At 61.8% G+C, this 25489-nt stretch carries 25 protein-coding genes; 13 read left to right on the forward strand and 12 right to left on the reverse strand.

Annotated elements, in window-relative coordinates:
- On the reverse strand, nucleotides 1–1628 hold a 1628-nt coding region (locus AC1DVM_RS15620; RefSeq protein ID WP_477255715.1), incomplete at its 3' end, for a glycosyltransferase.
- 211 nt (nucleotides 1629–1839) lie between these two features.
- Here AC1DVM_RS15620 and AC1DVM_RS15625 point away from each other — a divergent pair.
- The 3 genes from AC1DVM_RS15625 (at nucleotide 1840) to AC1DVM_RS15635 (ending at nucleotide 6479) form a co-directional block, all read left to right on the forward strand.
- Nucleotides 1840–2745, forward strand: coding sequence for an NAD-dependent epimerase/dehydratase family protein (locus AC1DVM_RS15625; RefSeq protein ID WP_477255717.1), 906 nt, complete (start codon nucleotides 1840–1842; stop codon nucleotides 2743–2745).
- Between the two features lie 330 nt (nucleotides 2746–3075).
- Nucleotides 3076–5073, forward strand: coding sequence for an acyltransferase family protein (locus tag AC1DVM_RS15630; RefSeq protein WP_477255719.1), 1998 nt, complete (start codon nucleotides 3076–3078; stop codon nucleotides 5071–5073).
- Nucleotides 5074–5531: 458 nt separating this feature from the next.
- The gene (locus AC1DVM_RS15635) at nucleotides 5532–6479 is read left to right on the forward strand and encodes an NAD(P)/FAD-dependent oxidoreductase (RefSeq protein WP_477255721.1); all 948 of its coding nucleotides are present in this window, start codon (nucleotides 5532–5534) and stop codon (nucleotides 6477–6479) included.
- Between the two features lie 3 nt (nucleotides 6480–6482).
- Here AC1DVM_RS15635 and AC1DVM_RS15640 read toward each other — a convergent pair whose 3' ends face one another.
- Nucleotides 6483–7502 (reverse strand): alpha/beta hydrolase, encoded by a 1020-nt coding sequence (locus AC1DVM_RS15640; protein WP_477255723.1) that lies wholly within the window; start codon nucleotides 7500–7502, stop codon nucleotides 6483–6485.
- A gap of 158 nt (nucleotides 7503–7660) precedes the next feature.
- Between AC1DVM_RS15640 and AC1DVM_RS15645 the strand changes: the two genes are divergently transcribed.
- Both AC1DVM_RS15645 and AC1DVM_RS15650 read left to right on the forward strand, forming a co-directional pair.
- Nucleotides 7661–9001: a solute carrier family 23 protein gene (locus AC1DVM_RS15645; RefSeq protein WP_477255725.1), complete on the forward strand. Its 1341-nt coding sequence runs from the start codon at nucleotides 7661–7663 to the stop codon at nucleotides 8999–9001.
- A 106-nt stretch (nucleotides 9002–9107) separates the two neighbouring features.
- Nucleotides 9108–9968: an SDR family oxidoreductase gene (locus AC1DVM_RS15650; RefSeq protein WP_477255728.1), complete on the forward strand. Its 861-nt coding sequence runs from the start codon at nucleotides 9108–9110 to the stop codon at nucleotides 9966–9968.
- Between the two features lie 50 nt (nucleotides 9969–10018).
- Here AC1DVM_RS15650 and AC1DVM_RS15655 read toward each other — a convergent pair whose 3' ends face one another.
- Nucleotides 10019–10222, reverse strand: coding sequence for a hypothetical protein (locus AC1DVM_RS15655; RefSeq protein WP_477255730.1), 204 nt, complete (start codon nucleotides 10220–10222; stop codon nucleotides 10019–10021).
- Between the two features lie 195 nt (nucleotides 10223–10417).
- On the opposite strand from AC1DVM_RS15655, the gene AC1DVM_RS15660 reads away from it, so the two are divergent.
- On the forward strand, nucleotides 10418–10591 hold the full coding sequence (locus AC1DVM_RS15660) for a DUF1328 domain-containing protein (RefSeq protein ID WP_477255732.1): 174 nt from the start codon (nucleotides 10418–10420) through the stop codon (nucleotides 10589–10591).
- Between the two features lie 77 nt (nucleotides 10592–10668).
- On the opposite strand, the gene AC1DVM_RS15665 is transcribed toward AC1DVM_RS15660, so the two are convergent.
- Entirely contained in the window at nucleotides 10669–11214 is a 546-nt protein-coding gene (locus tag AC1DVM_RS15665; RefSeq protein WP_477255734.1) for a sigma-70 family RNA polymerase sigma factor, read from the reverse strand.
- A complete protein-coding gene (locus tag AC1DVM_RS15670; RefSeq protein WP_477255736.1) occupies nucleotides 11211–11429 on the reverse strand; it encodes a NepR family anti-sigma factor in 219 nt (72 codons plus the stop codon). The genes AC1DVM_RS15665 and AC1DVM_RS15670 overlap by 4 nt, the downstream gene beginning before the upstream one ends.
- Nucleotides 11430–11629: 200 nt before the next feature.
- Here AC1DVM_RS15670 and AC1DVM_RS15675 point away from each other — a divergent pair, with 200 nt between their 5' ends.
- From AC1DVM_RS15675 to AC1DVM_RS15685, 3 genes are all read left to right on the forward strand, one after another.
- The gene (locus AC1DVM_RS15675; RefSeq protein WP_477255738.1) at nucleotides 11630–12433 is read left to right on the forward strand and encodes a response regulator; all 804 of its coding nucleotides are present in this window, start codon (nucleotides 11630–11632) and stop codon (nucleotides 12431–12433) included.
- A 286-nt stretch (nucleotides 12434–12719) separates the two neighbouring features.
- Nucleotides 12720–13244, forward strand: coding sequence for a hypothetical protein (locus AC1DVM_RS15680; protein ID WP_477255740.1), 525 nt, complete (start codon nucleotides 12720–12722; stop codon nucleotides 13242–13244).
- Nucleotides 13245–13289: 45 nt separating this feature from the next.
- On the forward strand, nucleotides 13290–15122 hold the full coding sequence (locus AC1DVM_RS15685) for an ABC transporter ATP-binding protein/permease (RefSeq protein ID WP_477255742.1): 1833 nt from the start codon (nucleotides 13290–13292) through the stop codon (nucleotides 15120–15122).
- A gap of 252 nt (nucleotides 15123–15374) precedes the next feature.
- Here the strand turns inward: AC1DVM_RS15685 and AC1DVM_RS15690 are convergent, their stop codons facing one another.
- On the reverse strand, nucleotides 15375–15572 hold the full coding sequence (locus AC1DVM_RS15690; protein WP_477255744.1) for a hypothetical protein: 198 nt from the start codon (nucleotides 15570–15572) through the stop codon (nucleotides 15375–15377).
- Here AC1DVM_RS15690 and AC1DVM_RS15695 point away from each other — a divergent pair.
- Both AC1DVM_RS15695 and AC1DVM_RS15700 read left to right on the forward strand, forming a co-directional pair.
- The gene (locus AC1DVM_RS15695) at nucleotides 15571–16074 is read left to right on the forward strand and encodes a PRC-barrel domain-containing protein (protein WP_477255746.1); all 504 of its coding nucleotides are present in this window, start codon (nucleotides 15571–15573) and stop codon (nucleotides 16072–16074) included. The two genes, AC1DVM_RS15690 and AC1DVM_RS15695, sit on opposite strands and share 2 nt — an antisense overlap.
- Nucleotides 16075–16466: 392 nt before the next feature.
- Complete coding sequence (locus AC1DVM_RS15700; protein ID WP_477255748.1) at nucleotides 16467–17015, forward strand: hypothetical protein; 549 nt, start codon at nucleotides 16467–16469, stop codon at nucleotides 17013–17015.
- A gap of 72 nt (nucleotides 17016–17087) precedes the next feature.
- Here the strand turns inward: AC1DVM_RS15700 and AC1DVM_RS15705 are convergent, their stop codons facing one another.
- The gene (locus tag AC1DVM_RS15705; RefSeq protein WP_477255750.1) at nucleotides 17088–17282 is read right to left on the reverse strand and encodes a con-10 family general stress protein; all 195 of its coding nucleotides are present in this window, start codon (nucleotides 17280–17282) and stop codon (nucleotides 17088–17090) included.
- 210 nt (nucleotides 17283–17492) lie between these two features.
- On the opposite strand from AC1DVM_RS15705, the gene AC1DVM_RS15710 reads away from it, so the two are divergent.
- Nucleotides 17493–17915, forward strand: coding sequence for an HIT family protein (locus AC1DVM_RS15710; protein WP_477255752.1), 423 nt, complete (start codon nucleotides 17493–17495; stop codon nucleotides 17913–17915).
- 27 nt (nucleotides 17916–17942) lie between these two features.
- On the opposite strand, the gene glpK is transcribed toward AC1DVM_RS15710, so the two are convergent.
- From glpK to AC1DVM_RS15725, 3 genes are all read right to left on the reverse strand, one after another.
- On the reverse strand, nucleotides 17943–19427 hold the full coding sequence (glpK, locus tag AC1DVM_RS15715; protein ID WP_477255753.1) for a glycerol kinase GlpK: 1485 nt from the start codon (nucleotides 19425–19427) through the stop codon (nucleotides 17943–17945).
- 38 nt (nucleotides 19428–19465) lie between these two features.
- On the reverse strand, nucleotides 19466–20995 hold the full coding sequence (locus AC1DVM_RS15720; RefSeq protein ID WP_477255755.1) for a glycerol-3-phosphate dehydrogenase: 1530 nt from the start codon (nucleotides 20993–20995) through the stop codon (nucleotides 19466–19468).
- Between the two features lie 78 nt (nucleotides 20996–21073).
- Entirely contained in the window at nucleotides 21074–22282 is a 1209-nt protein-coding gene (locus AC1DVM_RS15725; RefSeq protein ID WP_477255757.1) for an MFS transporter, read from the reverse strand.
- A gap of 344 nt (nucleotides 22283–22626) precedes the next feature.
- Between AC1DVM_RS15725 and AC1DVM_RS15730 the strand changes: the two genes are divergently transcribed.
- Nucleotides 22627–24054, forward strand: a complete 1428-nt coding sequence (locus AC1DVM_RS15730; protein WP_477255759.1) for a DEAD/DEAH box helicase — start codon at nucleotides 22627–22629, stop codon at nucleotides 24052–24054.
- A gap of 57 nt (nucleotides 24055–24111) precedes the next feature.
- Here the strand turns inward: AC1DVM_RS15730 and AC1DVM_RS15735 are convergent, their stop codons facing one another.
- Both AC1DVM_RS15735 and AC1DVM_RS15740 read right to left on the reverse strand, forming a co-directional pair.
- Complete coding sequence (locus tag AC1DVM_RS15735; RefSeq protein ID WP_477255761.1) at nucleotides 24112–24453, reverse strand: type II toxin-antitoxin system HicB family antitoxin; 342 nt, start codon at nucleotides 24451–24453, stop codon at nucleotides 24112–24114.
- Between the two features lie 286 nt (nucleotides 24454–24739).
- Nucleotides 24740–25489: ABC transporter permease (locus AC1DVM_RS15740; protein ID WP_477255763.1), on the reverse strand; the 750-nt coding region annotated here is incomplete at its 5' end.

The following is a 25489-nucleotide window of genomic DNA, read 5'->3' on the forward strand; positions in this document are numbered from 1 at the left end:
GAGGTGTGACGCGCCGAAATCGGAGCGTGGAATTCGAGCCTAACTCGCTTGGCAAGCAGCCGCGACGGAAGAAATTGAGCGGCCTGCACGAGTTCCGCAAGAGGCACCTGCGCTAGCGGGATGCCTCTTGCGGCCCTGCGGAGCTGCTGGTCGAGATTCACCGAAAGGGTCTCGCGCGCCATGGCCTTGCTGATGCTCGCGGTCGATTTCTGTGCCGATCCTTGGATTGTCGTCAGATTATGCGTATGCAGCCGGCGCAGAATTACGAAGTGGCCGCAATGCGCGAGGCGCACGCCGGCGCGCGCGATCCTGTTCAGCAGATGATAGTCGGAATTGGCTTGGAAATTTTCATTATACTTGTAGAAGGCCAGCACCTGGCGCCGGATGAGAATGGTCGCATGCGCAAGCGTCCTGCCGAACATCATTGACCCACGATCGAAGGTCGTGCGTCCCGGATTGGCAGTGAGGGCGCCGGTTTCGTCGTTGAAGTCGAGCCAACCGCCGTAAGATCCCGCGAAATCGTCGATGATCGCACCAAGCTGCTGCGCGAGCCGCTCGGGCAGCATCAGGTCGTCGTCATCATGGATCGCGATGAACTCGCCGCGCGCCAGGCGATTGGCGTAGTTCCGAGCAAATCCGACACCCCGGCTTTCGGAAACGCGGAACAGCCGGATTCGAGAATCGTCGAAATCGTCAAGGCTGGCTCTTAATTCTTCGCTGGACCCGTCGTCCACGACGAGGATCTCAAAATCCTCGAATGTCTGGGCAAGACAGCTGGCAATGGATTCTCGGAGCAGATCAGGGCGGTTCTTCGTGGTGATGACGATGGAAACCGTCGGCACAAAGGTGCCCGATCCGCGGTAGGACCTTGAAAGGTTCCGAACGATCGTGCGGTCTTCCTGCAGGATCTTCTTGTTCTGTTCGACAACTTTCGTGCCTGCCGGCGAAGTGCCTCTCGAATCCGGCGGATGCCAGATATGGTAGATCTGCGCGTCTCGGTCCTCAATCCAATTCAGGGGAGCCCCGGAGCGACGGGCTCGCTGCACGAAATCGTTGTCCTCGCCACCCCAAACCGTCATGCGTTCTTCAAAGCCGTGAAGTCTCGCGAACAAGGATTTGGTGAAGGTCGCGGAGCCCCCCATACCCCACCGGGGGCGGATCGAGGAGACCTTGAACAAGCCGTCCCAATCGAAAGTCGAAAGGTTCTCGGCGCCGAATGCGTCGGGCAGATCGCGACATTGAATAATCTGCACGGAATTCGGCATCTGCCGCAGGTGGGCGAGGAGAACGCCGTGGGCCTTTGGAGAAAAAATGATATCCGCGTCGGTCGTCAGGACGTTTTCGGCGCTCGCGACCATCACGCCTGCATTAAGAGCAGCCGAGCGGCTCCAGACCGGCGCGTCCGTGTAGACGTACTTGCAGCCAAACACCTCGGCAATCTTGCGGACGTCCTGATGATTTTCCGAGCCATAGTCGGATATCACCACTTCGATCGGATCGATTTCTGCCTCGCGATGGGATCTCAAGGCGACTTCAAGCCGGTCGAGCCCCCAATTGCGGATCCCGATGACGACACTGAGGACCGGCTCTCCGGTGGTCGGCTCCACAAGCTTCTGAGTGACATCCATTAAGGCGGGCCCGTCGCTCCTGGCGAGCAAACCGGCTTATTAGCCGCCCGGCGTTAAGGACACAATAGCCGGGCCTCTCCCTCCCATCCGGACTAGATAAGGTCCTTGGCCGACTTATCCCTTCAGATCAGCAACATTTGCGGCTTCCGGTTATTGGCGGTCGCCGGCAGAATGATATAGAGCCTGATCGAGGCAGGATGGATTCTAAGAAATGGGGCTTTTTCTTGTCACCGGCGGCGCCGGCTTTATCGGTTCTCATCTTGTCGAGCGACTTTTGTCGCTTGGTCACCGCGTACGGGTTCTCGACGACCTGTCGTCGGGAAAGCGCGACAATCTGGCACCCGAGTCAGAACTTCTCGAGGGCGATATCCGGGATCCGGTGGTGGTCGAAAGGGCATTCGACGGAGCCGCAGTCTGCTTCCATCTCGCGGCTATCGCGTCGGTCCAGAAGTCCATCGAAGCCCCGCGGGAGACCAGCGAAGTTAATCTTTTGGGAACCGCCACGGTGTTCGAGGCTGCGTGCCGGGCTGGTGTCCCCGTCATCTATGCGTCGTCGGCGGCCACCTATGGGGCCAACGAGAATGTGCCCCTACCGGAGACGGCGCCCCCGCAACCCTTGTCACCTTACGCTTCCGACAAGCTGAGCAATGAGTTCCAGGCAAGAGCTTTGGGAGCTTCCCGGGGCCTACGGACGTTCGGCCTGCGCTTTTTCAACGTCTATGGCCCTCGCCAGGACCCGCATTCGCCGTATTCAGGGGTCGTTTCCATTTTTCTGCAGCGGGCCGTCGATGGTGAGGAACTCGTCATTTATGGCGATGGCGACCAGAGCCGCGACTTCGTCCACGTATATGACGTCACTCGCTTTCTTGTAGCAGCCATCCAGAAGGCCGATGTCTCTGCGCCAGTTGTGAACGTTTGCACTGGCAAGGGGACGTCGGTAACCGAACTCGCACGAATCCTCGTCGAGCGCTACCGGGCAAAGATCCGATACGAACCCGCACGTGCGGGGGATATTCGCACCTCGCTTGGCTCGCCCGAACTGGCGCATCGGGTGCTCGGAATAACGGCGGAGATTCCGTTTCGACAGGGGCTGCAGACAATCCTTAGCGGCGACTAATGCTAATGGCGGTGGTTAACGCCCACCCCGGCCGATCGCTCGCCGGTTGAATTTTGACTACTAGTAGTTGTGATTTGAGCGCCTTGTGCTTCCATGCCGAGCCGCTCGATCGGGGACTTAAGGTGCCGGAACATCAGGATGCGCGCGCGAAGGAGTTCTCTGGCGAGTGGACCCACAGGAGACGCGCATGCTAGTTACCCAAATCAATTAATCTGGTCAGTCTCCTTCAAGGCTGGGCGGCAATGGCCTATGAATCGGCCGATACTCAAGCTTGCAAGGGAGCCGTAATCCCGATGTGAGCCGGGGATATCAAAGGCTTAAATCTAAGATATGATTCCTTCCCGGCATCACGTCGTTCCGGAAATCCAGGGTTTGCGGGCCGTGGCGGTCCTGGCCGTCCTCATCTACCACCTATGGCCGGGATTGCTGCCGGGGGGATATGTGGGGGTCGACGTCTTCTTCGTCATCTCCGGCTATTTGATCACCGGAACTCTCATCAGAGAGTTTGAGAGCACCGGCAGGATCGACATCCCCGCCTTCTACGCTCGGCGCGTCCGACGCCTTCTGCCCGCAGCGACCCTTGTCACCCTGGTGGTGGCGCTGTCGATCCCATTCTTCCGGCAGGCGCAGTGGTCAGAGATCGCCAGCAGCCTCGTAGCAAGTGCCCTGTACGTCCAGAACTGGTATTTGGCGGCCCAAGCCGTCGACTATTTGGCGGATGACGCCAAGGGACCGATGAACCATTTTTGGTCTCTTTCGGTCGAGGAGCAATACTACATCCTCTGGCCGTGGATCCTTCTGTCCATCCTCTATTTGACGCGGCGGAGGGCCTTGAGCTGCCGCACGGCTTTCGGCTGGGTCATTGGCCTGATCGGGCTTGGATCGCTTGCCTATTCGGTTTGGCTGACTCCACTCAATCCGGCGGTGGCCTATTTTGCGACCACCACCCGTGCCTGGGAATTGGCTCTCGGAGGCGGGTTGGCAGTCTTTCAATCTAAAAAAGCCCTGTCTCAGCCTGCAGGTATAGCTCTTGGGATCGCGGGCCTTGGAGCGATCATCATCGCCATCGTCGTCTATAGTGACGAGACGAGCTTTCCCGGCTACGCGGCGTTGCTGCCCACCCTCGGTGCGGCGGCGGTGATCAGGTCCAGTGGCGCGCGATTTCCCTGGTCAGCCGGTCGGATTTTGAAGTCGCGTGTCTTCCAGTACTTCGGTGACATATCCTACTCTCTCTACCTTTGGCATTGGCCCCTCATCGTTCTCTATGGCGAGGTGACACGACGGGCAATTGGCCCTCGTTCCGGTCTCGTCCTTTTCCTTGCCTCGGTGGCCCTGRCTCATCTCAGCAAGATATTCGTTGAAGATCCTTTTCGAGGCTCGCGATTTGCCATCGGCCGTACACTTGTAATGGGTGCTGGCAGCATTGCGCTTACATGCATCGCCGGCACGATTTACCTGGCAAGGGAGATGGGCGAACCCGTACCGGAAATCGGCGCGGTTGCTCCGCGAGGCGCGTCCGCGATGAAAGACCCCCATTACAACTGGCGCAACGAGGATCCTTCGAAAATCATTCCAAGACCCGAGAGAGTGAGCGCCGACGTGTCATCAGCTTATGCGGCCAAGTGCCATCAAACCACACAGGGCACTGAGGTCTTGACGTGCAGCTACGGAGATCCGACACGCGGCATGAAGATCGTCATGATCGGCAATTCCCACGCCACGCACTGGTTTCCGGCGTTCGAGGAACTCTCGCGAACCCAGCCGATATACTTTCGTGGAATAGCAAAATCGGCGTGCATATTCTCGCTGGAGCCAGTCTACGACGTCGGCCTCAAGCGTCCTTACATAGAATGCGCGGAATGGTCTAAGAACGTAATAGAATGGCTCGCGAGAGAGCGTCCGGATATTGTGCTCATTTCTCACTCGCCAGGAGACCAGACGGCCACGCCCGAGAAGCTTGCCGCTACCTGGAAACCGATACTGGAAATGGGATTGGACGTGCGCCACGTCCGAAACATACCATGGCTAGCATTTCACCCTGGAAAATGCCTTGAGGGCAGCAAAAATTGGAAAACTGACTGCCTAGCTTCACGCGAAGAAGTATTGCGGGAGGACAAGCTATTATTTGCGGCAAACATGTTGAATGTGCGGATTTTAGATTTCTCCGACTATTTTTGTGATTCTAGCTTTTGCCCAGTATTAATCGGCGGCGCGCTTGTCTATCGAGATAGTCATCACATGACTGCAACCTATTCAAGATCTCTGAGCAAGCCGATGCAAGAAAAACTTTTTCTAAACCTGCCTGTTAAGGCTGCTGATCATCGATAAAGGTGCGCGAGCCTACTTGTCTCTTAATTCTGATGTGCCTCCTGATGCCCGGCGATCTGGTGCATTCTCTGTGTCGTCGCCGCAGTCTATCCCTTGCAGCCGGTACTTGGCCGCTCGCCTTCTAGAGCAGATTTATCCAACGTCGAGCCACTGCGAGGGATTCAGCCTGGTGCAAATCGTGATTCCCTGTCTTCTGGGCAGCGTGGGCAGGATCGATGCGGGATTACAGCGAGGATTTACGACGGAGTGTGATCGGGGCGGTAATCGGGTGGGTCTTATCGCAATGACCCAAACGCTTACTTTGCATGGGGTTGATTTCGATTTTTTTGGTTCGCGACGGAGGAGGGCACGCCGACCCCCTTCGCGGCGTCGAAAAATCCGGGACCACCGCGGCGCCGCCCGCGACCTTTTTCGCCTTCGCGGGTTGTGCCTATTTCGCGCGGGGAGACGGGGCGGCCATGCCGGAACAGGACGACCTTCTAGACTGCATCATCGTCGGCGGCGGCCCGGCGGGGCTGACGGCGGCGCTTTATCTGGCGCGCCTCAGGCGGCGTTTCGTGGTCGTCGATGGCGGCGCCCCCCGGGCGGCGTGGATCCCCACCAGTCACAACATCCCGGTCTTCGCCGCCGGAATTTCGGGCCACGATATCCTGGCGCGCCAGCGCGACAGTCTTCGCTCCTACGACGTGGACGTTCAGAACGGGACCGTGGAGGCGCTGACGAAGCAGCCCGATCGCTTCATGGCGACCTGGACCGGGGAAGGGGGCGACCGTCGAACACTCACGGCGCGGCGGGTGCTGCTCGCCACCGGCGCGGTCGATGTGGAGCCCGATCTCCCGAACCTTCCGCACGCGGTTCAGCGCGGCATGGTGCGCTATTGCCCGATCTGCGACGGCTATGAATCGCGGGCCAAAAAGGTCGCGGTGATCGGCTATGGGGACCGCGGCATGGGGGAGGCGATCTTCATCGCCCGCACTTACTCGCGCGACGTGACACTCCTCACCCTGGGGAGAAGGCTTGACCTGACGTCGTCGGAGAGAGCCCGCCTCGACGAGCATGGCGTCAAGGTCATGGAGGATCCCGTGGAGACCCTCGATATGGAGGGTGACCGCATCGCGGCCATTCACGTCCACGGGAAGGAACACCGATTCGACGTTCTGTATTCGGCGCTCGGCCTCAAGTACCGGTCGGAACTCGCGCTGTCGCTGGGAGCGGAGCATGATCCTTCGGGCGGGCTGATCGTCGACAGTCACAATCAGACCTCCGTCAAGGGCCTTTATGCGGCGGGCGATATCGTGCGGGGGCTCGACCAGATCGTCGTTGCGATGGGGCATGCGGCCGTGGCGGCGGTCCATATCCACAACCGCTGCGAATTGCCCACCGAAGACGAGCCGGATGGCGCCTGAACGCTAGTACAAAGCCTTTGCGAGCATCGGAAGGCTGGTATCCATCCGGTAATCGACCGACGAGTGGTTGTCGTGGAATTCCTCGTAGGTGTGCGCGACGTTGGCGGCATCCAGCTTGGCATGGAGCAGGCGCGAGCCATAGACCATGTTGTACTGGTCGATATCGCCGCAATCCACGTAGAGCAGTTTCAGCCGGCGGAGCGCCTCGAGATGTTCCGGCCGGTCGGCCATGCGCAGCGGGTCCCATCGCAGCCAATTGGCCCAGCGCTCTGCGACGACCTCGCATGTGTGCATGTCGACCGGAAGGCGGATGCCGTAGAAGGCGTCCGGATCGGGATCGAAAGTGGCGGCCTGTGCGAGGACCATCATGGTGTGCCAATCGGCATCCTTGGCTTTCGGTCCGGCCTCGAACTTCCGCACGAATTTTTCGATCGACATCTCGTAATCCACAAGGTGCCGCAGGGCGCCTGCGAACTCTCCCAGATGGTAGAGGAACTCGAACCCGACATCGCCCGAATGCGACGCCGCGGCCGACCACACCGTGCCGCCATGGCGCAAGGCGAGGACCAGCGAGCCATAACCACCGGAACTCTTGCCGAACACGCCGCGACGCCCATCGCCCCCACAGCCGAAACGCCGCTCCACGAAAGGCAGCATTTCGTCGATGAGGAAGCTCTCCCAGCGGCCGGTGGCGGCGCTGTCGATATACTGGTTTCCGCCAAGTCGCGTGAAGCAATCCGGAAAAGCGACGACAACCGGCGGCATCGCCCCGGTGCCGATCAGGCGGTCGAGGCGCTCGGGCAGGTTCTCGCCGTAATTCTTCCAGTTGGTGTGAGCGGGACCTCCCGCCGTATAGCCCACGAGATCGACCAGCAGGGGCAGATCGCGCCCGTCATGCCCGTTCGGCACATACACGTCGACGCGACGTCGCGTCGGATCATCGAGGAGGTTCCCGACGAGGCTTTCGCTGTCGATCCAAAGGCTGTGGACAATGCCCGCCGGCACGTGGACATCCTTACGCATCGTCATCCTCCATCATGAGGGGAGGAGCCTGAACGGCCGGCACGCCCCTGTCCAGACCGGGCCTTCACGGCGGTTAATAACTGGCCCGGCGGCCTAGTCAGTTCCGAGGGCAGGGCGCTACGGTGCGCTGCCATGCGGCATAGCTGGGGGATAAAAAAATGACCGAACGTTACCTGCCTCGATGGACCCTGAAGACCGAGGGAATCATCATGCCGGACGAGCGGCTGCCGATGGGGCAGACCGTCATCGTCGGCTTGCAGCATGTCGTCGCGATGTTTGGCGCAACGGTGCTGGCGCCCATTCTCATGGGATTCGATCCCAATGTGTCGATCCTGTTCTCGGGCATCGCCACCATCATCTTCTTCTTCGTGGTGGGCGGCCGGGTGCCGAGCTATCTCGGCTCCAGCTTCGCGTTCATCGGTCCGGTTCTGGTCGCCACCGGCGCGGCGGTCGGCACGCCCAATCCCAATATTCCCCTGGCTCTCGGCGGCATCATCGCTGCCGGCGCCTTGTATTTCCTGATCGGCATTATCGTACAGATCGCGGGACATCGCTGGGTCGAGCGCCTGATGCCGCCGGTGGTGACCGGCGCCATCGTCGCCGCCATCGGCCTGGTGCTCGCGCCCATCGCCATCTCGAGTGCCTCGGGCGCAGGGGGTGACAATCAGGCGGGCACGTCTTTTGCCCGCTGGGTCGCGCTGATCACTGTCGTGGCGGTCGGGCTCGTGGCGGTTTACGCCCCGGGAATGTGGAGACGGCTGCCGGTGCTCGCCGGCGGTTTCATCGGCTATGTGGCGTACCTGATCGGGGCGAACATGCTCGGCTACGGCGCGCCGATCGATTTTGCCAAAGTCGGACAGGCGGCCTGGTTCGGCCTTCCGACCTTCCAGTCCCCGGTGTTCAACTTCACCGCCATGAGTTTGATCGCGCCTGTCGCCATCATCCTGGTGGCTGAAAATCTCGGCCACATCAAAGCTATCGGGGCGATGACCGGCCGCAACCTCGATCCGTATCTCGGCCGCGCCTTCATGGGCGATGGTCTCGCCACCATGCTGTCCGGCGCATCCGGCGGCACGGGCATGACCACCTATGCGGAGAACATGGGCGTGATGGCGGTGACGCGGATTTATTCGACGGTGGTTTTTCTGGTCGCGGCCTTTATCGCGCTCCTCCTCGGACTGTCGCCGAAATTCGGCGCCTTCATCGGGACGATTCCTGGCCCCGTTCTGGGTGGTTTGTCGATCGTGGTGTTCGGCCTCATCGCGGCCACCGCGGGGCGCATCTGGGTTGAGAACCGCGTCGATTTTTCCAATCCCCGCAATCTCATCACCGTCGCGGTGGCGCTGGTGCTCGGCGCCGGAAACTTCAAACTCACGGTTGGCGGTTTCACCCTCGACGGAATCGGAACCGCGACGTTCGGCGCGATCATCCTCTACCATCTCCTCAATATGGGACGGGACGCCGACAGGCACGAACCGACATTGCGCGCGGACGTCTAGGCTCGACGCTTCAGGAACACGCATTTATCGCCCGCGTTGGTCATCCGACGCGGGCTTTCTCTTGTCTGAGTGACAGGCGGCCGGCCTCCTGACAGCGGATGCGCCCATGACATCGGACACACCACACACCTTGCCACCCCAGACGCAAGACCGGCAGCCGGGCCGCGAGACCGAGATGAACCCGAAACCGGATTTCGCCCCGCGTTATCCAGGCAGCGGGCGCATGAGCGGCAAGGTCGCGCTCATCACCGGCGGCGATAGCGGGATCGGTCGCGCGGTCGCGGTGCTGTTCGCCCGCGAGGGTGCCGACGTGGCGATCGTCTATCTCGACGAGAATCAAGATGCGCGCGAAACCAAACGGCTCGTTGAACAAGAGGGCCGCAAGTGCCTCCTGGTTTCCGGCGATATCGGCGACGAAGCGTTCGCTGGCCGCGCTGTCGAGCAGGTGATCGAAACCTTTGGAAGACTCGACACGCTCGTCAACAATGCGGCCGAGCAGCATCCGCAGAAGATGATACGGGACATCACGCCCGAACAACTCGAACGAACGTTCCGCACGAATGTGTTCGGAATCTTTTTTGTCACCCAGGCGGCCATGCCTCATCTCAAGCCAGGCGCGACGATCATCAACACCACGTCCGTCACCGCCTATCGCGGCAGTCCCGAATTGCTGGATTACAGCGCCACCAAAGGTGCCATCCTGGCTTTCACGCGCTCGCTTGCCAAAAAGCTCGCGGAGAGAGGCATTCGGGTGAATGGCGTCGCGCCCGGCCCCATTTGGACACCGCTGATTCCGTCGACATTTTCGGCGGAAAAAGTTGCGACCTTCGGCGCGAACACGCCCATGAAGCGACCCGGTCAGCCCAACGAGGTCGCGTCGTGCTTCTTGTTTCTGGCCTGCGAGGATTCGTCATACATGACGGGGAGTGTGCTGCATCCCAACGGGGGCGAGCCGACGGAGACCTGACGAATAAAAAAGGCGGCCAAACGGGCCGCCCGTTTTTTCAGATCTCAGTTTCAGTGCCGCGATTTCACGCGAATGGGAACGGGCTCAGCGCGCGGGAGGGCTGCAGCAAACGCCAGCATGATCAGAGCAAGCGTGCCGCCGATGACGAAGATCGCTTCGGCGATGGCTGCCTGGGAGGAAACACCCGCGACAATCGCGAATGCGGTAATCGTCGTGAAGATCGCGAACGTGCGCAAGGCAACCGAACGATTCATGATGTTCGTCTCCCGATTATTCTGGAAAACGTATGGCCTGGAGGTCCGTTCCATACTCGTTATCTTCTCCTGGTTACTTGAGATTAACCACCCGAACCAACGAATGAGTCTTTTTGACGGAACTCCACAGTTCCGCTTGGCGTTATTTGAGTGTCATCGGCACGCGCCGATTTATCATTCTTGCGAGGTAACACCATGCTCGGCTGGGCAGTCACTTTTCTCATCGTCGCGCTTGTTGCGGCTCTGTTTGGTTTCGGCGGAATCGCCGGTACCGCGGTCGAAATCGCAAAGCTCATCTTCTTTGTCGCCATCGTCCTGTTCGCCATCTCGGCCGTGATCGGCCTTCTGCGCGGCAGAAACCCACTCTAGCGATCCCGAGTTTTCGTGAAACGCCGCCTCAGGGCGGCGTTTTTCGTTTCCCCGTCGGGATGGTCGAAGAGACTTGCTTAGCGGGAGGTCTGGAGGGCCGCGCGGGTCATGCTGTCGGGGCCGATATCGGCGTCCGAATCCACCCGCAGCACGCTCGCCAGCCTGAACCGCGCGCGGTTGACGCGGCTCTTGATGGTTCCCACCGCGCAGCCGCAGATCTCAGCCGCTTCCTCGTAGGAAAATCCGGACRCGCCGACGAGCAAAAGAGCCTCCCGCTGGTCGTGGGGAAGCGTCGCCAAAGCAGTGCGGAAATCCTCGAAGTCGAGTTTGGAGGCCTGCTCCGGCTGCACGATCAGCCGTTCCGCATAGGATCCGTCAGGGTCCTCCACCTCGCGGCGACGTTTGCGGTATTCCGAATGGAAGAGGTTTCGCAGGATGGTGAAGAGCCAGGCGTTCAGGTTCGTGCCGGGCTCGAACCTGTGGATGTTGGACAGGGCGCGCAGCAGAGTGTCTTGAACGAGGTCGTCGGCGCGGTCGACCTGGCCGGATAACGAGATGGCAAAAGCACGCAGACTGGGCACGGCGGCGAGGAGGGCATCCCGGAGGTCCGGCTCCAATGTCACGTGCTGGTCTCCCGGCCTTTCCCTTCCAGCGCCGCCAGAAGATCCTTGAAGCGGTCGGGGACCGGTTGCTGCACGAGATCGTCGTACATGGCTCTGAGTTGGTCTCCGATTCGCTTTTGGCTGACGCTGTCGAGCCTCGCATCGGTTGCAAGCTTGTCCCCCAGGTCACCTTCGGCGATCACCCGGGCGAGCTTGTTGCCCTTTTCAGAAGTCATTTAGTTCCCCTCGCGATCCGCTCCCCAGCGGTAGCAAAAACCCGGTCGATTGCAAAACTTGGCAGTGCCGTCATATTGATTTTCGAGCGATAACGCCGAAGGGCCGTTTCGGTTCCACGGTGGGAACTTTTGCGTTGCAGCCGAGTTTATCCGTTCGTATCGAAACCAAGAGCCCAAAAACCACAATTAAGGGGACGCGAATGTCGACAGCACAGCTTGTCGTCCAATACCTGCCTTACCTGCGCCGCTACGCGCGGGCGCTTACCGGAAGCCAAATGGCCGGCGATGCCTATGTTGCTGCCACCCTCGAAACCCTTGTGAGCGATCCCAACACCATCGCGGCCAACGGCAACGTGAAGGTGGAGCTGTTCGAGGTTTTCACCAAGATCTGGAATTCCCTCTCGGTGAATGGACGCAGCGAGTTGACCCAGCGGGATCTTCCGGCCGAAGTCCGGCTTGGACAGATCACGCCCCTGCCGCGGCAGGCTTTCCTGCTCTCCTGCCTCGAGGGCTTCGGAGAAGACGACGTCGGTAAAATCCTGGCGGTCGATATCCCCACGGTCCGCGAACTCGTCGATGAAGCAGGCCGTGAGCTTGCGGCCGACATGGCGACCGACATCCTCATCATCGAGGACGAGCCGCTGATCGCCATGGATCTCGAAGCTCTGGTCGAAGGGCTCGGCCACAACGTGACCGGTGTAGCCCGCACGCGCACCGAAGCCGTGAAACTGGCCTCCAGCCATCGTCCGGGCCTCATCCTGGCGGATATTCAACTGGCGGATGGAAGCTCCGGGCTCGATGCCGTCAACGACTTGTTGAAGGCCTTCGAGGTCCCGGTGATCTTCATCACGGCCTACCCGGAGCGTTTCCTGACCGGTGAGCGGCCCGAACCCGCCTTCCTCATCGCCAAACCTTTCCAGCCGGCCAACGTGTCGGCCGTGATCAGCCAGGCGCTGTTCTTCCAGCAGAGTGCCCGTCGACGCGACGTGCGCGCGTCCGCCTGAACCAGAACTAATCGTTAAAAGCCCGGCCGCGTTGGCCGGGTTTTTTTGTGGTGCGCATCACAAAAAAGACGGGCGCGAAGCCCGTCTGAAGGTGCCGGCCGATGCACAAGGGGAATGCGGGGAGGACCAGGAGGCCGGTATCGTTTCAACGCGTCCCCGGAGCAGAAAGTTCCTTTTTGTTTGTTGCTTTACGAGCGGTTAAGCCTTCGGAACTCTCAAGGATACAGTCGCGTTATTTGCCCGAAGCGCCAACGTGACGGCGACCTTCTGACCGGCGGAGACGACGATGTTCCAGGTGCCCGCGACTGTGATGGGAATGATCGGAAGCGCATTTATGGTTGCAAGCTTTTCGCCCGGCGCGGTCGGGCGTGCCGGCAACGACGTGAGTGCGCCGGCGCCGCTTTCCCAGTCGGTGGTTGCGACGGCCAAGGGCGATCGTGTCGCGGCCCGGGTGATGGCAACGGAACGGCGGAGCGTGTCAGTCGTTGAGCTGGTTGGCGTGTCGAACGTGAAGGTTGTGCTCAAGGATACGAGCGGTGAAATCCTCTTCCAGTCCGACCCGCGCAGCAACACTACATACTTCTCGAAGGATACCGATCTACCTGTGATCACACTCAAGGAAGAAGCCTCGAGCGATGTTCGGCGCACCCCCGTGACCCGCCAATCCGGTGAGGAGACGACGGCACCCAAGCGGCGCGGTCAGCCTCATGGTTGCCTGGGGGCGGTCAGCCCGCTGGCGCAAGCGGGCAAGGAAGCGGCTGCGAGCCTCTGCGTGACGGGACTTCCGGAAGCTTTCTCTTTCAACGGATAGTCCAACCTTTTTTCGACAATCATTGTAACGAACCTGGAGATGAGCGTGAACGAAGCGGGCGTGACACTCGAAAGACGCCGCTTGTTCGCCAGGTTCTGGAAAGCAGCATCGGGATTTTGGACCGGGGTACGCAAGCGCGAGGCGTGGTTTCTCACGCTTACTCTGCTGGCGATCATTCTCGGACAATTGTTCGTGCAATATCGCCTGAACGTGTGGAACCGGCAGATTTTCGATGCCTTGGAGAAGCGCGACATATCTCTCGTGGGGTCCCTGGCGCTGCTCTTCGTGCCTCTCGCCCTCGCCGCCGTGGCGTTCAATGTCGGCTCGGTCTGGGGACGCCTGACCACCCAGCGCGCCTGGCGCGCGTGGCTGACGGATTACCAGATCGACCGCTGGCTGAAGAATGGCCGCTATTATCAGCTGAATCTCGTCAAGGGTCAGCATGAGAACCCGGAATTCCGCATCGCCGACGACACCCGCATCGCAACTGAATCCCCCGTTGACTTCGCATTCGGTGTCACGACCGCCATTCTGACGGCCATCACGTTTATCAGCGTCCTTTGGGCGGTCGGCGGCGCCATTTCATTCGAGTGGAATGGCAGGACCATCGAAATTCCGGGTTATCTTGTTTTTGTGGCCGTGATCTACTCGATCATTACGACGACCGCGATGCTGTTCATCGGGCGCCGGTTCGTTCAGGTGGCGGAAGACAAAAATCAGGCGGAAGCCGAGTTTCGCTATGCCGCCACGCGTCTTCGTGAAAACGGAGAGAGCATCGCGCTGCTCGGCGGCGAGCCGGAAGAGCGCAGCGGTCTCAGCGTCGCGCTTGGCAACGTGATCGCGCGATGGCGCGAACTCTGTGGGCAATATCTTCGCACCACGGTGGTTTCCTACGGCAACTTCGTCCTCGCGCCGGTGATTCCGATTATACTCTGCGCGCCGAAATATCTCGCCGGCACGATGTCGCTCGGTGAAGTCATGCAGGCCGCAACGGCGTTTGTCACCGTCCAGCAATCCTTCAACTGGCTGGTGGAGAATTATCCGCGACTTGCCGATTGGACCGCATCCGCCAATCGTGTTGCGGGCCTGATCGTATCGCTCGACCGTCTGGAGCGAGCCGAAAAGCCTGGAGCGGGGCACATCGTGCGCTCCGAAGAGGGCTCGAAGGTTTCGCTCGAATTGCGGGGGCTCGCGGTGAACCTCGACGACGGCACCGCCGTGGTGGGCGAGACGCGGGTGAGCATCGATCGCGGCGAGCGCGTGCTCGTCGTCGGCGAATCCGGCGCCGGGAAGAGCACGCTCATCCGCGCCATCGCGGGCCTCTGGCCCTGGGGCGAGGGGGAAATCCTGATCCGGAAGGGCGCGAAGCTGTTCTTCATGCCGCAGCGGCCCTACGTGCCGATCGGTTCCCTCAAGCACGCCGTTGCATATCCGAACCCGACGGACAGCCTCGACGACGAGGAGGTCAAAAAGGCCCTTCGCGACGCCGAACTGGGGCATCTCGTGGACCGCATCCACGAGGAAGTCCCGTGGGAACGCACTCTCTCGGGAGGCGAACAGCAACGCCTGACCTTCGCCCAGCTCTTCATTCAGGCACCGGACATCATCGTGATGGACGAGGCCACCTCCGCGCTCGACGGCGACGCGCAGGAGACCCTCATGGAGCGCATCACCCAGCGCCTGCCCGATGCGGCCATGATCAGCGTCGGGCATCGGCCCGAACTCGAAGCGTTCCACAACCGTCGCCTCGTGCTGGCGCGCCGGAAGGACGGCGCGCGGCTGGTCGCCGACGAGGTGCTGACCCCTGCAACCTTCGCTCTGCGTCGGGCGTTCTCGTTGATCTTTCGAAAACGACCCGCGGCCAGGGCCAGCCGGTAGGTTGCGGTTTAACAGGGCCACCTCAAGCATTCAAAGCGAACGCCGGCATTGCCTCCTGTGTGTCGCTAGTAAAACTGCTCCGCTTTCAGGAACAAGTAAGCAGGTGCGGCAGGGAGTTTCCGGTTGAAGGCGGATCTCCGCTTAGGAAAATCTCTGCCAATCGAGGCATTATTGTGCGACAGACCGGAACGATCGGACGGATGCTTCGTTGTGAAAGCAAGTGCAGTGGCACTGGACGGATAACCACGTAAATTACCAGAAGGAGTTCACAATGCTCAAGACGCATATGGCAGCTTGTCTCGTCGCGACGATGTTCGCAGCCCCCGCTTTCGCGCAGGCTCCCGCATCGCCGTCGACCGCGCCCGGCACCCCGAACTCTGCGACCACGGCGCCGGCTGCGCCGAGCGCGATGCCCTCCACGACGGGCGCCGCCGCGTCGGGTTCTTTCATGACCAAGATTGAAATGAACCAGATGCTGGCCTCGGAGCTCATCGGCACCAAGGTCATCACCGCCAACAACGAGTCGATCGGCGACATCAACGACGTCATCGTAGATCGCAACGGTCAGGCCGTGGCAGCCGTTGTCGGCGTCGGCGGATTCCTTGGAATCGGCGAAAAGGACGTCGCTATTCCCTTCAAGTCGCTCGAGTTCGCTACCCGCGAACAGGTCAACGCCATGAAGGATAACAAGACGGTCACCACGACCGGCTCGACCGCCCCGGCGGTCAATGCCCCGGCGACGACGACGACGACAACGACGACCAAGAGCACCACTGCCATGGACGATGGCGAGCCGGAGCGCGTGATTCTGCGCATGACCAAGGCCGAGCTGCAGGCAGCGCCTGCGTTCGACACGGATCGTGATGCTGCCGCCACCGGTACCACCACCTCGACCACCGGCACCACGACCACCAAGCCGATGACGCCTGCTGCACCGGCTCAGAAGCCGTAAAGCAAAGACGCATCAACAGAGGGCGCGTGAACTTCGGTTCGCGCGCCCTCTGCGCGTTTTGACGCACCTGAGAGCGGAACAGGAGCGTTCTCCGCTCCGTTTCCCACACAGCGACGCTTGTAAACCGGGAGGCGAGGGTGACGGCTGCCACTGAGATCGACGCTCATCTCTGTCACGAGGAGGTGCCGGACGAATTCTGCCGGCTCGCCTCCAGTTCGCCACCAAGTGATCATACTTCTACGGTTTCGCTTTTCAGCGGGCTTGTCCCTTCCAAGGACGAGGATGGCGTGATGTGTCCGTTGATGCTGCGGCGTCGGCTCGTCGTCCCTGCCTTCGGTGGGCCGGCAAGCGTGTCGCGGAGTCTGAGGTTCTAGAGCAACGTCGAGGAGAGCATGGAAGACGAGAGATCACACGCGACGGAAAGTGGCGATTTCGGGCTTCTGCTGCACCCTTCTGCCGTGCCGGTCCTCGATATTTTACGGTCCCGGCGTGAACTCGTCGTCACCCGCGACCTGACCCTGGTCGATGATGCCGAGGCGGAGTTGCGTCCCTGGACCTCATCTGCCTTGGCCCGCTCGGTTGTCTCGGAGGCCACGCTGCTGGCGTTCTCTCTCGCGCGAGAACGCGCCCTCCCCATGGATTTTCGGGTGCCCGGGTCTCGGCTCACAACTCCCGACGAACGACGCCTGATGGCGCTCGTCGTCATAGCGGGGGAGGAGCATGATGACGGCCTGAAGGCGGAGGCCGCTTCCGCCCTCGGCGTTCCCACCGTGGGTCTGACGAGCACCGCGGCTGCCAATCTGGCCTCGGCCATCAGGGATTCCGGTTTGCAATGGCCGGCCTTTCGCTTGGTCCACGCACCCGTCAGATCCGTGGCGGCTCCGGACATGCCAGATCCTGCCCCTTGCGTGGATGACGCGGCATTCAAGTTCAAAAGCTAGAGGACGGACGGGCGACGGGCGCAAAATAAAGGGGCCGTCCAGCGGCCCCCTTACGTTGTCTTCAATAGGCAGTTATTCTTGCGTGGGCCGGTTGGTGCCGGACGCTTGTCCGCCCTTCCGTCCTGCCTCGGATGCCAGTTCGCGATCCTGAGAAAACGACCGTTTCTCGGCAGGAACGCTCTTGCCACCCTTGCTTGCAATCTCGCGTTGCCGATCGCCATCCATCGACGCGAAGCCCCGCTTCGAAGTCGAACTGCTTGTCGCCATCTCAAAGCCTCCTGGAGGTTAGGTCTGCTTTGAAAACAGCGGGGTGATACGATGGTTCCGTGAGACTTGGATAACCTTTGCAACGGGAAGCGATCCTTGAACAGCGCAGACGAATCGCAGTTCCCGCCGTCTTGCCGAGGTTGCCGATCCATGCTTTTCAAAGGCATTGCGCACGTGTCGCACCCCGGGCCCATGACAGGAGTCGGAGCCGTGAAGTCCTATGACGACAGCAACATCTTCGCCAAGATCCTGAGAGGGGAAATTCCTTGCCACAAGGTCTATGAAACCGACAAGGCGCTGGCTTTCATGGACATCATGCCGCGGGGCGACGGGCATGTGCTGGTCATCCCGAAGACCAAGGCGCGCAATATCCTTGATGTGCCCGCAGACGACCTCGCTGATCTGATGCGGGCCGTGCAGGTGGTTTCCAAAGGCGTCGTCGAGGCGTTCGAGGCGCACGGTCTGACGATCCAGCAATTCAACGAGCCAGCCGGCGGACAGGTGGTGTTTCACCTGCACTTCCACGTCATTCCCCGCTGGGAGGGAATTCCTCTGAAACCGCATTCAGGCGCTTTGGAGAAGCCGGAAATTCTCTCGGCCCATGCGGAGAAGCTCCGGAACTCCCTTGGATGATAGGCTGCGCGGGGCGCTGGGTCGCGCCTACACCCAGTCCACCGCCCGCCCGACTGCCTTCCTCCACGCCGCGTTGAGGCGGCGCCGGTCGGAATCCTCCATTTCCGGACGCCAGCGTTTGTCGACGGCCCAGTTCTGCACGAGTTCGGCCGTGCCGCCCCAGAACCCGGTTGCGAGGCCGGCCGCGTAGGCCGCGCCCAGGGCCGTGGTTTCGATCACCTTCGGTCGAACCACCGGAACGTTGAGGATATCGGCCTGGAACTGCATCAGCAGGTCGTTCACCACCATGCCGCCATCGGTGCATAGCTCCTTGACGGCAATGCCCGTATCCTGCGTCATCGCTTCGAGAACTTCGACGGTCTGAAAGGCGGTTGCTTCCAGCGCGGCCCGGGCAATGTGCCCCTTGTTGGCGTAGCGTGTCAGCCCCCCGATGAGACCGCGTGCGGCGGCGTTCCAATGAGGCGCGTAAAGGCCCGAGAACGCCGGCACGATCGTCACGCCGCCGCTATCGGGAACGCTTCGCGCGAGTTCCTCGATATCGGCGCTATGCTCGATGATACCGAGATTGTCCCTCAGCCATTGGATCAGCGCGCCCGCRATTGCGATCGACCCTTCGAGGGCATAGACCGGTTTGGAATCGCCGAACTTGTAGCCCACGGTCGTGAGCAATCCGTGCTTCGACGGGTAGGGCTTCTCGCCTGTATTCATCAACATGAAACAGCCGGTGCCATAGGTGTTCTTCACCTTGCCCTGATCGAAGCAGGTCTGGCCCACCAGCGCCGCCTGCTGGTCTCCGAGAATTCCCGCGATGGGAACGCCCGCGAGCAACCCGACCGCCTCGCCATAGACCTCGCTCGACGAGCGGATCGTCGGCAGGCAGGCGGCTGGGATGTCGAACAGCGCAAGGATCTCCGCATCCCATTCGAGGGTTCGGATATCCATCAACTGCGTGCGGCTCGCGTTGGTGACGTCGGTGATGTGGCAGCGACCGGCGGTCAGGTTCCAGACGAGCCAGCTATCGACGGTCCCGAACAGGACGTCGCCGGCGGCGGCTTTTTCGCGGGCGCCCGGAACGGCATCGAGAAGCCAGCGCAGCTTCAGGCCGGAGAAGTAGCTCGTCAAAGGAAGTCCGGTCTTGTCGCGCAGGCGGTCGTGGCCGCCGTCGCGCGCGAACTCGGCGACGATGGAATCCACCCGCGTATCCTGCCAGACGAGGGCATTGTGCAGGGGCTGTCCCGTGCTCTTGTCCCAGAGCAGCGTGGTCTCGCGCTGGTTGGTAATTCCGATCGCGGCGAGATCGCCCGCTTTCAGCCCCTTCTGCGCAAGAGCTTCGCCAATGACGGCCTCGGTGTTCCGCCAGATTTCGATCGGGTCATGTTCCACATAGCCCGGCTGCGGGTAGATCTGCCGATGCTCCCGTTGCGCGACCGACACGAGCGAACCGGTCCTGTCGAACAGTATGAACCGCGAAGAGGTCGTGCCCTGGTCGATGGCGCCGACATAATTGGCCATGAAACGCTCCCGAGACCGGATCTTGCTTAAGGCTGCTCCTAGCGCGCTTGCGATTGGGCGGCAAATCGGCCGCGGCTGCGCGTCGCCAGGTAGGCGTCGATGCGGGCGGGCGCATCGCCCGGTACATGCAGGCCGAGCTTCGACCGGCGCCAGAGGATATCCTCGGCGCTGCGTGCCCATTCGTGGTCGACCAGATAATCCACTTCCGCGGCCGTCAGCCCAGCGCCGAAATCCTCGCCGAGATCGGCCATGGACGTCGCGGTGCCGATGAGGTTCGTGATGCGGGTGCCATAGGCGCGCGACAACCGATAGGCGAGGGCGGGATCAAGGAAGGGAAAGCGCGACTTCACCGTCCCCAGGAAGAGGTCGAAATCCGCGTCCGGCATGTCGCCGCCCGGGAGTTTCGCCGTCTCGGTCCAGGACGGTTTCATGGCGGGGAAGAAACGTTTCAGATCCTCCAGCGCGTGCTCGGCGAGCTTGCGGAAAGTCGTGATCTTGCCCCCGAAGATCGACAGCACCGGCGCGCTGTCGTTGGGCGCGTCGAGCTCGAACACATAGTCGCGGGTGACCGCGGACGCATTGCTCGAGCCGTCGTCGAAAAGCGGCCGCACCCCGGAATAGGTCCACACCACGTCGGCAGGCTGGATCTCGCGCTTGAAGAAATGGTTGATGGCATCGCAGAGGTAGCGGATCTCATCCCCGCTGATCTCCACCTTCTTGTCGGGCACGGCTTCGACGGGAATGTCGGTGGTGCCCACGAGCGTGAACTTGCCCTGATAGGGAATCGCGAAGACGATGCGCTTGTCCTTGTTCTGGAGGATGAAGGCCTGATCGCCGTCGAACAGTTTCGGCACCACGATGTGGCTGCCCTTCACGAGCCGCACGTTCTTGTTGGTGTTGAGGCCGAGTTTGGAGTTGAGAACATCCGCCACGAAGGGGCCGCCCGCATTGACGACGGCGCGGGCGCGGACCTCATAGCGGCCCTGGCTCGCATCTTCGAGTGTCGCGACCCAGATGTCGCCGTCGCGGCGCGCGGAGACGAGCTTCGTGCGCACGCGGATGTCGGCTCCCCGCTCGAAAGCGTCGAGGGCGTTCAGCGCCACCATGCGGCTGTCTTCGACCCAGCAATCCGAATACACGAAGGCGGTGTCGAATCCTGGCTTCAAAGCCTGTCCGGCGGGATGGCGGGTGAGATGGATCGTCTCGGTTCCGGGCAACCGCTTGCGGGGCGCCAGATGATCGTAGAGGAAGAGGCCGAGGCGGACGAACCAGGCCGGGCGGATCCCCTTTTCGTGCGGCAGGATGAAGCGCAGCGGCCAGATGATGTGCGGCGCGGCCTCGAGCAGGCGCTCGCGCTCGAAAAGGGCCTCGCGAACGAGCCGGAACTCGTAATATTCGAGATATCGCAACCCGCCATGGATGAGCTTCGTGCTGGCCGAGGAGGTGTAGCCGGCGAGGTCGCCCTGTTCACACAGAACCACCGACAAACCGCGGCCCACCGCATCACGCGCGATGCCCGCCCCGTTGATGCCGCCGCCGACGATAAGGAGATCGGTGATTGTCGTCACGTAACGCGTCTTTCCTTCGAAAGCCGGACCCCCGGCGCTTTGCTAGTGATTTCTTTAGCCACCTAAGGCAAGTGAAATTTAATCACGGATGGCAGGCTCCGGTGCGAGGATCAGGTTTAGCACGAAGGCGATCAACGAGCCGAGAGCCATCATGAAACAAAGGACGGCGACCGCCTGATAGCCGCCCCACCATCCCCACAGCGCCCCGAACGCGAAGGGGGCCGCCGACTGGGCGAGCCGGACGGGGGTCGCGATCATGCCCTGGATAGCGCCGTAATCCTCGCGGCCGAACAATTCCTGCGGCAGCAGCGCTCGCACGATCGTCAGCATGCCGTTCGACGCGCCGTAGAGCAGGGCGAACACGAAGAGCAGCCATGACCCGGCGGGAATGAAGGGCAGGAGCCCGAAACCCAGCGTGCTCACCGCCATGGTGATCAGGCCGATGGCCCGCAGGCTCAGGGCCCGCTCCCCGAAGCCGGTCGCGAAGCGGGCGGCGACCTGCGCCGGCCCGATCACCGAATAGGCGAGCACCGCGGATTCGAGGGTGAATCCGCGCTCCACGAGGAGCGGAATGAGATGGATGGGCAGCCCGGTCGAGATGATTCCCTGGAACACCGACATGGCGACGAAGCACCAGAATGACGGTTTGGTCAGGACCCGACGCGGATCCGACCGGATCGCAGAGGGGGACTCGGAGTGCCGCGCCGGCTGCCCGGCGGCTTTGGGGATCGCCACCACGTGCAGGGCGGCGCAAATGACCAGGTTGACGGCGGCCAGAAAAAGCAGCGATCCGCGCCACCCATAGGCCTCGATCAGCACGTGGGTGAGGGGGATGAACACCGTGCTGGCAAACCCGCCGATCAGCGTCATCACGGTGATGCCGCGCCGCGCCTGAAATCCGAGCCGCAGCGCGAGAACCGCGAAGCCCGGCTCGTATAAAACGGCGCTCATGGAGGCGCCCAGGCCGACCCAGATCAGCACGAACAAGGCGTAGTCGCCGACCTGGGACCAGAGCGCCAGCAGGATCGCTGCCAGAATGGAACCGCCGGTCATGACGGCGCGCCCGTACCCCCGATCGATCAGCCGACCCACCGGGACCGCGAAGAAAGCCGAGGACACGAGAGCCAGCGAATAGGCCGCCGTCAGCGCCGATTTGGACCAGCCGAGATCCCGTTCCATCGGCTCGATGAGAAGGGCGAAGGCATAAAAGAGGGTGCCGTAGGACACGAGCTGGGTGACCGACAGGGCCGTCACGAACCCCCAGGGCATGCGGTCGGAACGCGACATGTCGGCCTTCACCTTGCTCGGCCCCGCTGGTTTCCGCGACCGAAGAATTCCGCGCAAAAGCGCGTCGGTGGCCCTTATGTCAGCCGCTGAGCTTGACGAACAGCCCCTTATCCCTCATATGCACAACACGGCGTCAGCGCTCCGATCGGAGCCGCTTGAGTGGGGCTGCGTGACGGATATCCGCCCGATGGTGGAGGCCCGGCCCCTTTCTTCAATCGCTTGACCGCTCGACTGCCCCACACGCGGGTGGTCGCCAAGAGCCCGGCAGCGCCCGTCTTCCAACTGAATTGGCATGACGAACTTGGCCTTTTTGGCTCATTTTTTCTGCTCGAAAGATATCCATTTTGACTCTTTTCACCGATTTCGGATTGGCCCAGCCGATCCTGAAGGCGCTTGCGACCGAAGGCTACGAGAAGCCCACCCCGATCCAGGCGCAGGCCATTCCCTATGTGATGGCCGGCCGCGACATCTGCGGCATCGCCCAGACCGGCACCGGCAAGACGGCGGCGTTCGCGCTGCCGATCATCCATCGCCTGTCTGAAAATCCCCGCGCTGCCGTCCGCAAGGGCTGCCGCGTTCTCGTGTTGAGCCCGACCCGCGAACTGGCCAGCCAGATCGCCGACAGCTTCCGCACCTATGGCCGCCACATGAAGCTCACCACCTCGGTGGTGTTCGGGGGCGTCGCCATCGGCAAGCAGGAGCGCGATCTCTCGTTCGGCGTCGACGTTCTGGTGGCGACACCCGGCCGTCTGCTCGATCTCATCGATCGCCGGGCGCTAAGCCTGCGCGATGTCGAGATCCTCGTTCTCGACGAGGCCGACCAGATGCTCGACCTCGGCTTCATCCACGCGTTGAAGCGCATCGTCACGATGCTGCCGAAGGATCGCCAGACGCTCTTCTTCTCGGCCACCATGCCGAAGACGATTTCGACGTTGGCCGACACCTTCCTGCGCGATCCCGCCCGCGTTGCCGTTGCCCCAGTGGCGACGACGGCGGAGCGTGTCGAGCAGAGCGTCATGTTCGTGTCGACCGGGCGCAAGCAGGCTCTCATCGAGACTGTGCTGCAGGATCCGTCGATCGAGCGTGTGYTCGTCTTCAGCCGCACCAAGCACGGCGCAGACAAGATCGTTCGCGGTCTCGAAAAGGCGGGCGTCAACGCGTCTGCCATTCACGGCAACAAGTCGCAGCCGCAGCGTGAGCGGGCGCTGGCGTCCTTCCGCGCCGGTTCGTGCCGGGTTCTGGTCGCCACCGATATCGCGGCCCGCGGCATCGACGTCGACGGCGTCAGCCACGTGATCAACTACGACCTGCCCAACGTGCCGGAATCCTACGTTCACCGCATCGGCCGCACGGCCCGCGCGGGAGCGACCGGCATCGCGATGTCGTTCTGCAACGATGAAGAGCGGGCGTTCCTGCGCGACATCGAGAAGCTGACGCGCCTCAAGGTTCCGGTTGCTGCGTTGCCGGAAGGCTTCCAGGCCGGTCCAGTGGCGGGCGAACGGGAAGAACCCCGCGAGCCGCGCCRCCAGCAGCAGGCGCAGCGTCCCCGCTCCGCGCCTCATGCCCGCGGCCATCAGGGCCACGGCGCACCGCGGAACGCCGACCCCAATGCCGATCGCGGACCGAAGCGTCATCGTCCGCGCGGCGCAAAACCCGCGGGCGCGACTTCCGGCAGCGGACAGCGCCAGCATCAGCAGCCCGCGCGCGCCAGCGAGTCGCGCGGCGATGGCCGTCAGGTCAGCTGGCTCGACAAGGGCCCGCGCGGCCGCTGAGACAACGATCGATTTCGCCCCGCGTTTTTCGCGGGGCGAGATCCTTGCTCCGAGCGCCTAGTCCGACATGGCCGCTTCGCGCACTTTTTCGGATATCCATTCATTGAGACTGAGCCTCTCGGCCGCGGCCGCAGCCACGGCCGCTTCATGGACCTTTGGGTCGAGGCGCAGGTTGAGCTTGCCGGAAAAGTCACGATAGGGGGCGATGCCTCGCTCCTTGCAGGCCTCCACGTAAACCTTCAGCGAAATGCGCCCTTCCGCTTTCAGGCTGGCGACATCGGCGGCATAGAAATCGGCCCCGCCGCTGAGTCCGATGAACTCGCCGCGAAACATCTCCAAGTCTGGATCGTAAGCGACGACCGCCTTGTGGCCTTCGATATCCAGCAGATTGTTTTTCACGGTCCAACTCCGTTGCTCTCGAGCCACTTCCGCACGCTTGCCAACGCACCCTTGTCGGTATCCGGCAAAGGATGAGGCCGGTGGAATACCCTGACCTCGCCAGCCCAGAAGATTGCCACCCGTGACCCTTCTCGTTCGCTCAACTCCGCCCCAAGAGCGATAAACAGCCCTTCTATCGCTCTCCACGGCACCGAGCCGCTGACCGGGCGTTTGTAGATCAGTATGAGCGTAGCCAGATGTCTGCTCTTCAATCTAGTACTATTTTTTGGTACTAAAATCAAGGGTGCTAATGGTAAGGATCCGCGGCGTCCCGCATCCCATCGCCCATGAAGTTGAACGCCAGCACGACGATCACCACCGGGATGATGGGGAAGAGCAGCCACGGGTGAAGCTGCACCGCCGCGAGGTTCTGCGCCTCGTTCAGCAAGACGCCCCAGGAGGTGATGGGCGGTCGCAGGCCGAGGCCGAGGAACGAGAGGGCGGTTTCGCCGAGGATCATCGACGGGATCGAGAGCGTCGCGGAGGCGATCAGGTGGCTCATGAAGTTCGGGATGAGATGGCGCGAGATGATGCGCTGCTTCGAGGCGCCCATGAGCTCCGCCGCCTTCACGAAATCCTCCTCGCGCAACGACAGCAGCTTCGAGCGGACGGCTCGCGCCAGTCCCGGCCAATCGAGGAGGCCGAGAATGATCGTGATGCCGAAGAAAACCAGGATCGGACTCCAGTTGGCGGGAAGCGCCGCCGAGAGCGCAAGCCAGAGCGGCAGCTCGGGCAGCGAGCGCAGGATCTCGATCATCCGCTGGATGACGTGATCGACCCACCCGCCGAGATAGCCCGCCAATCCGCCGAAGAACAATCCCAGCGTGAACGATACCGCGATGCCGACGATGCCGATGGTGAGCGAGATCCGCGCGCCGTAGATGATGCGCGACAGCAGGTCTCGCCCAAGCCTGTCCGTCCCGAGCAGGAACATCGTGCCGTTCTCGGGCGGGCAGAACAGATGCAGGTTCGACGGCACCAGACCCCAGAAATCGTA

It is taken from the genome of Microvirga sp. P4_A5 (assembly GCF_056402495.1).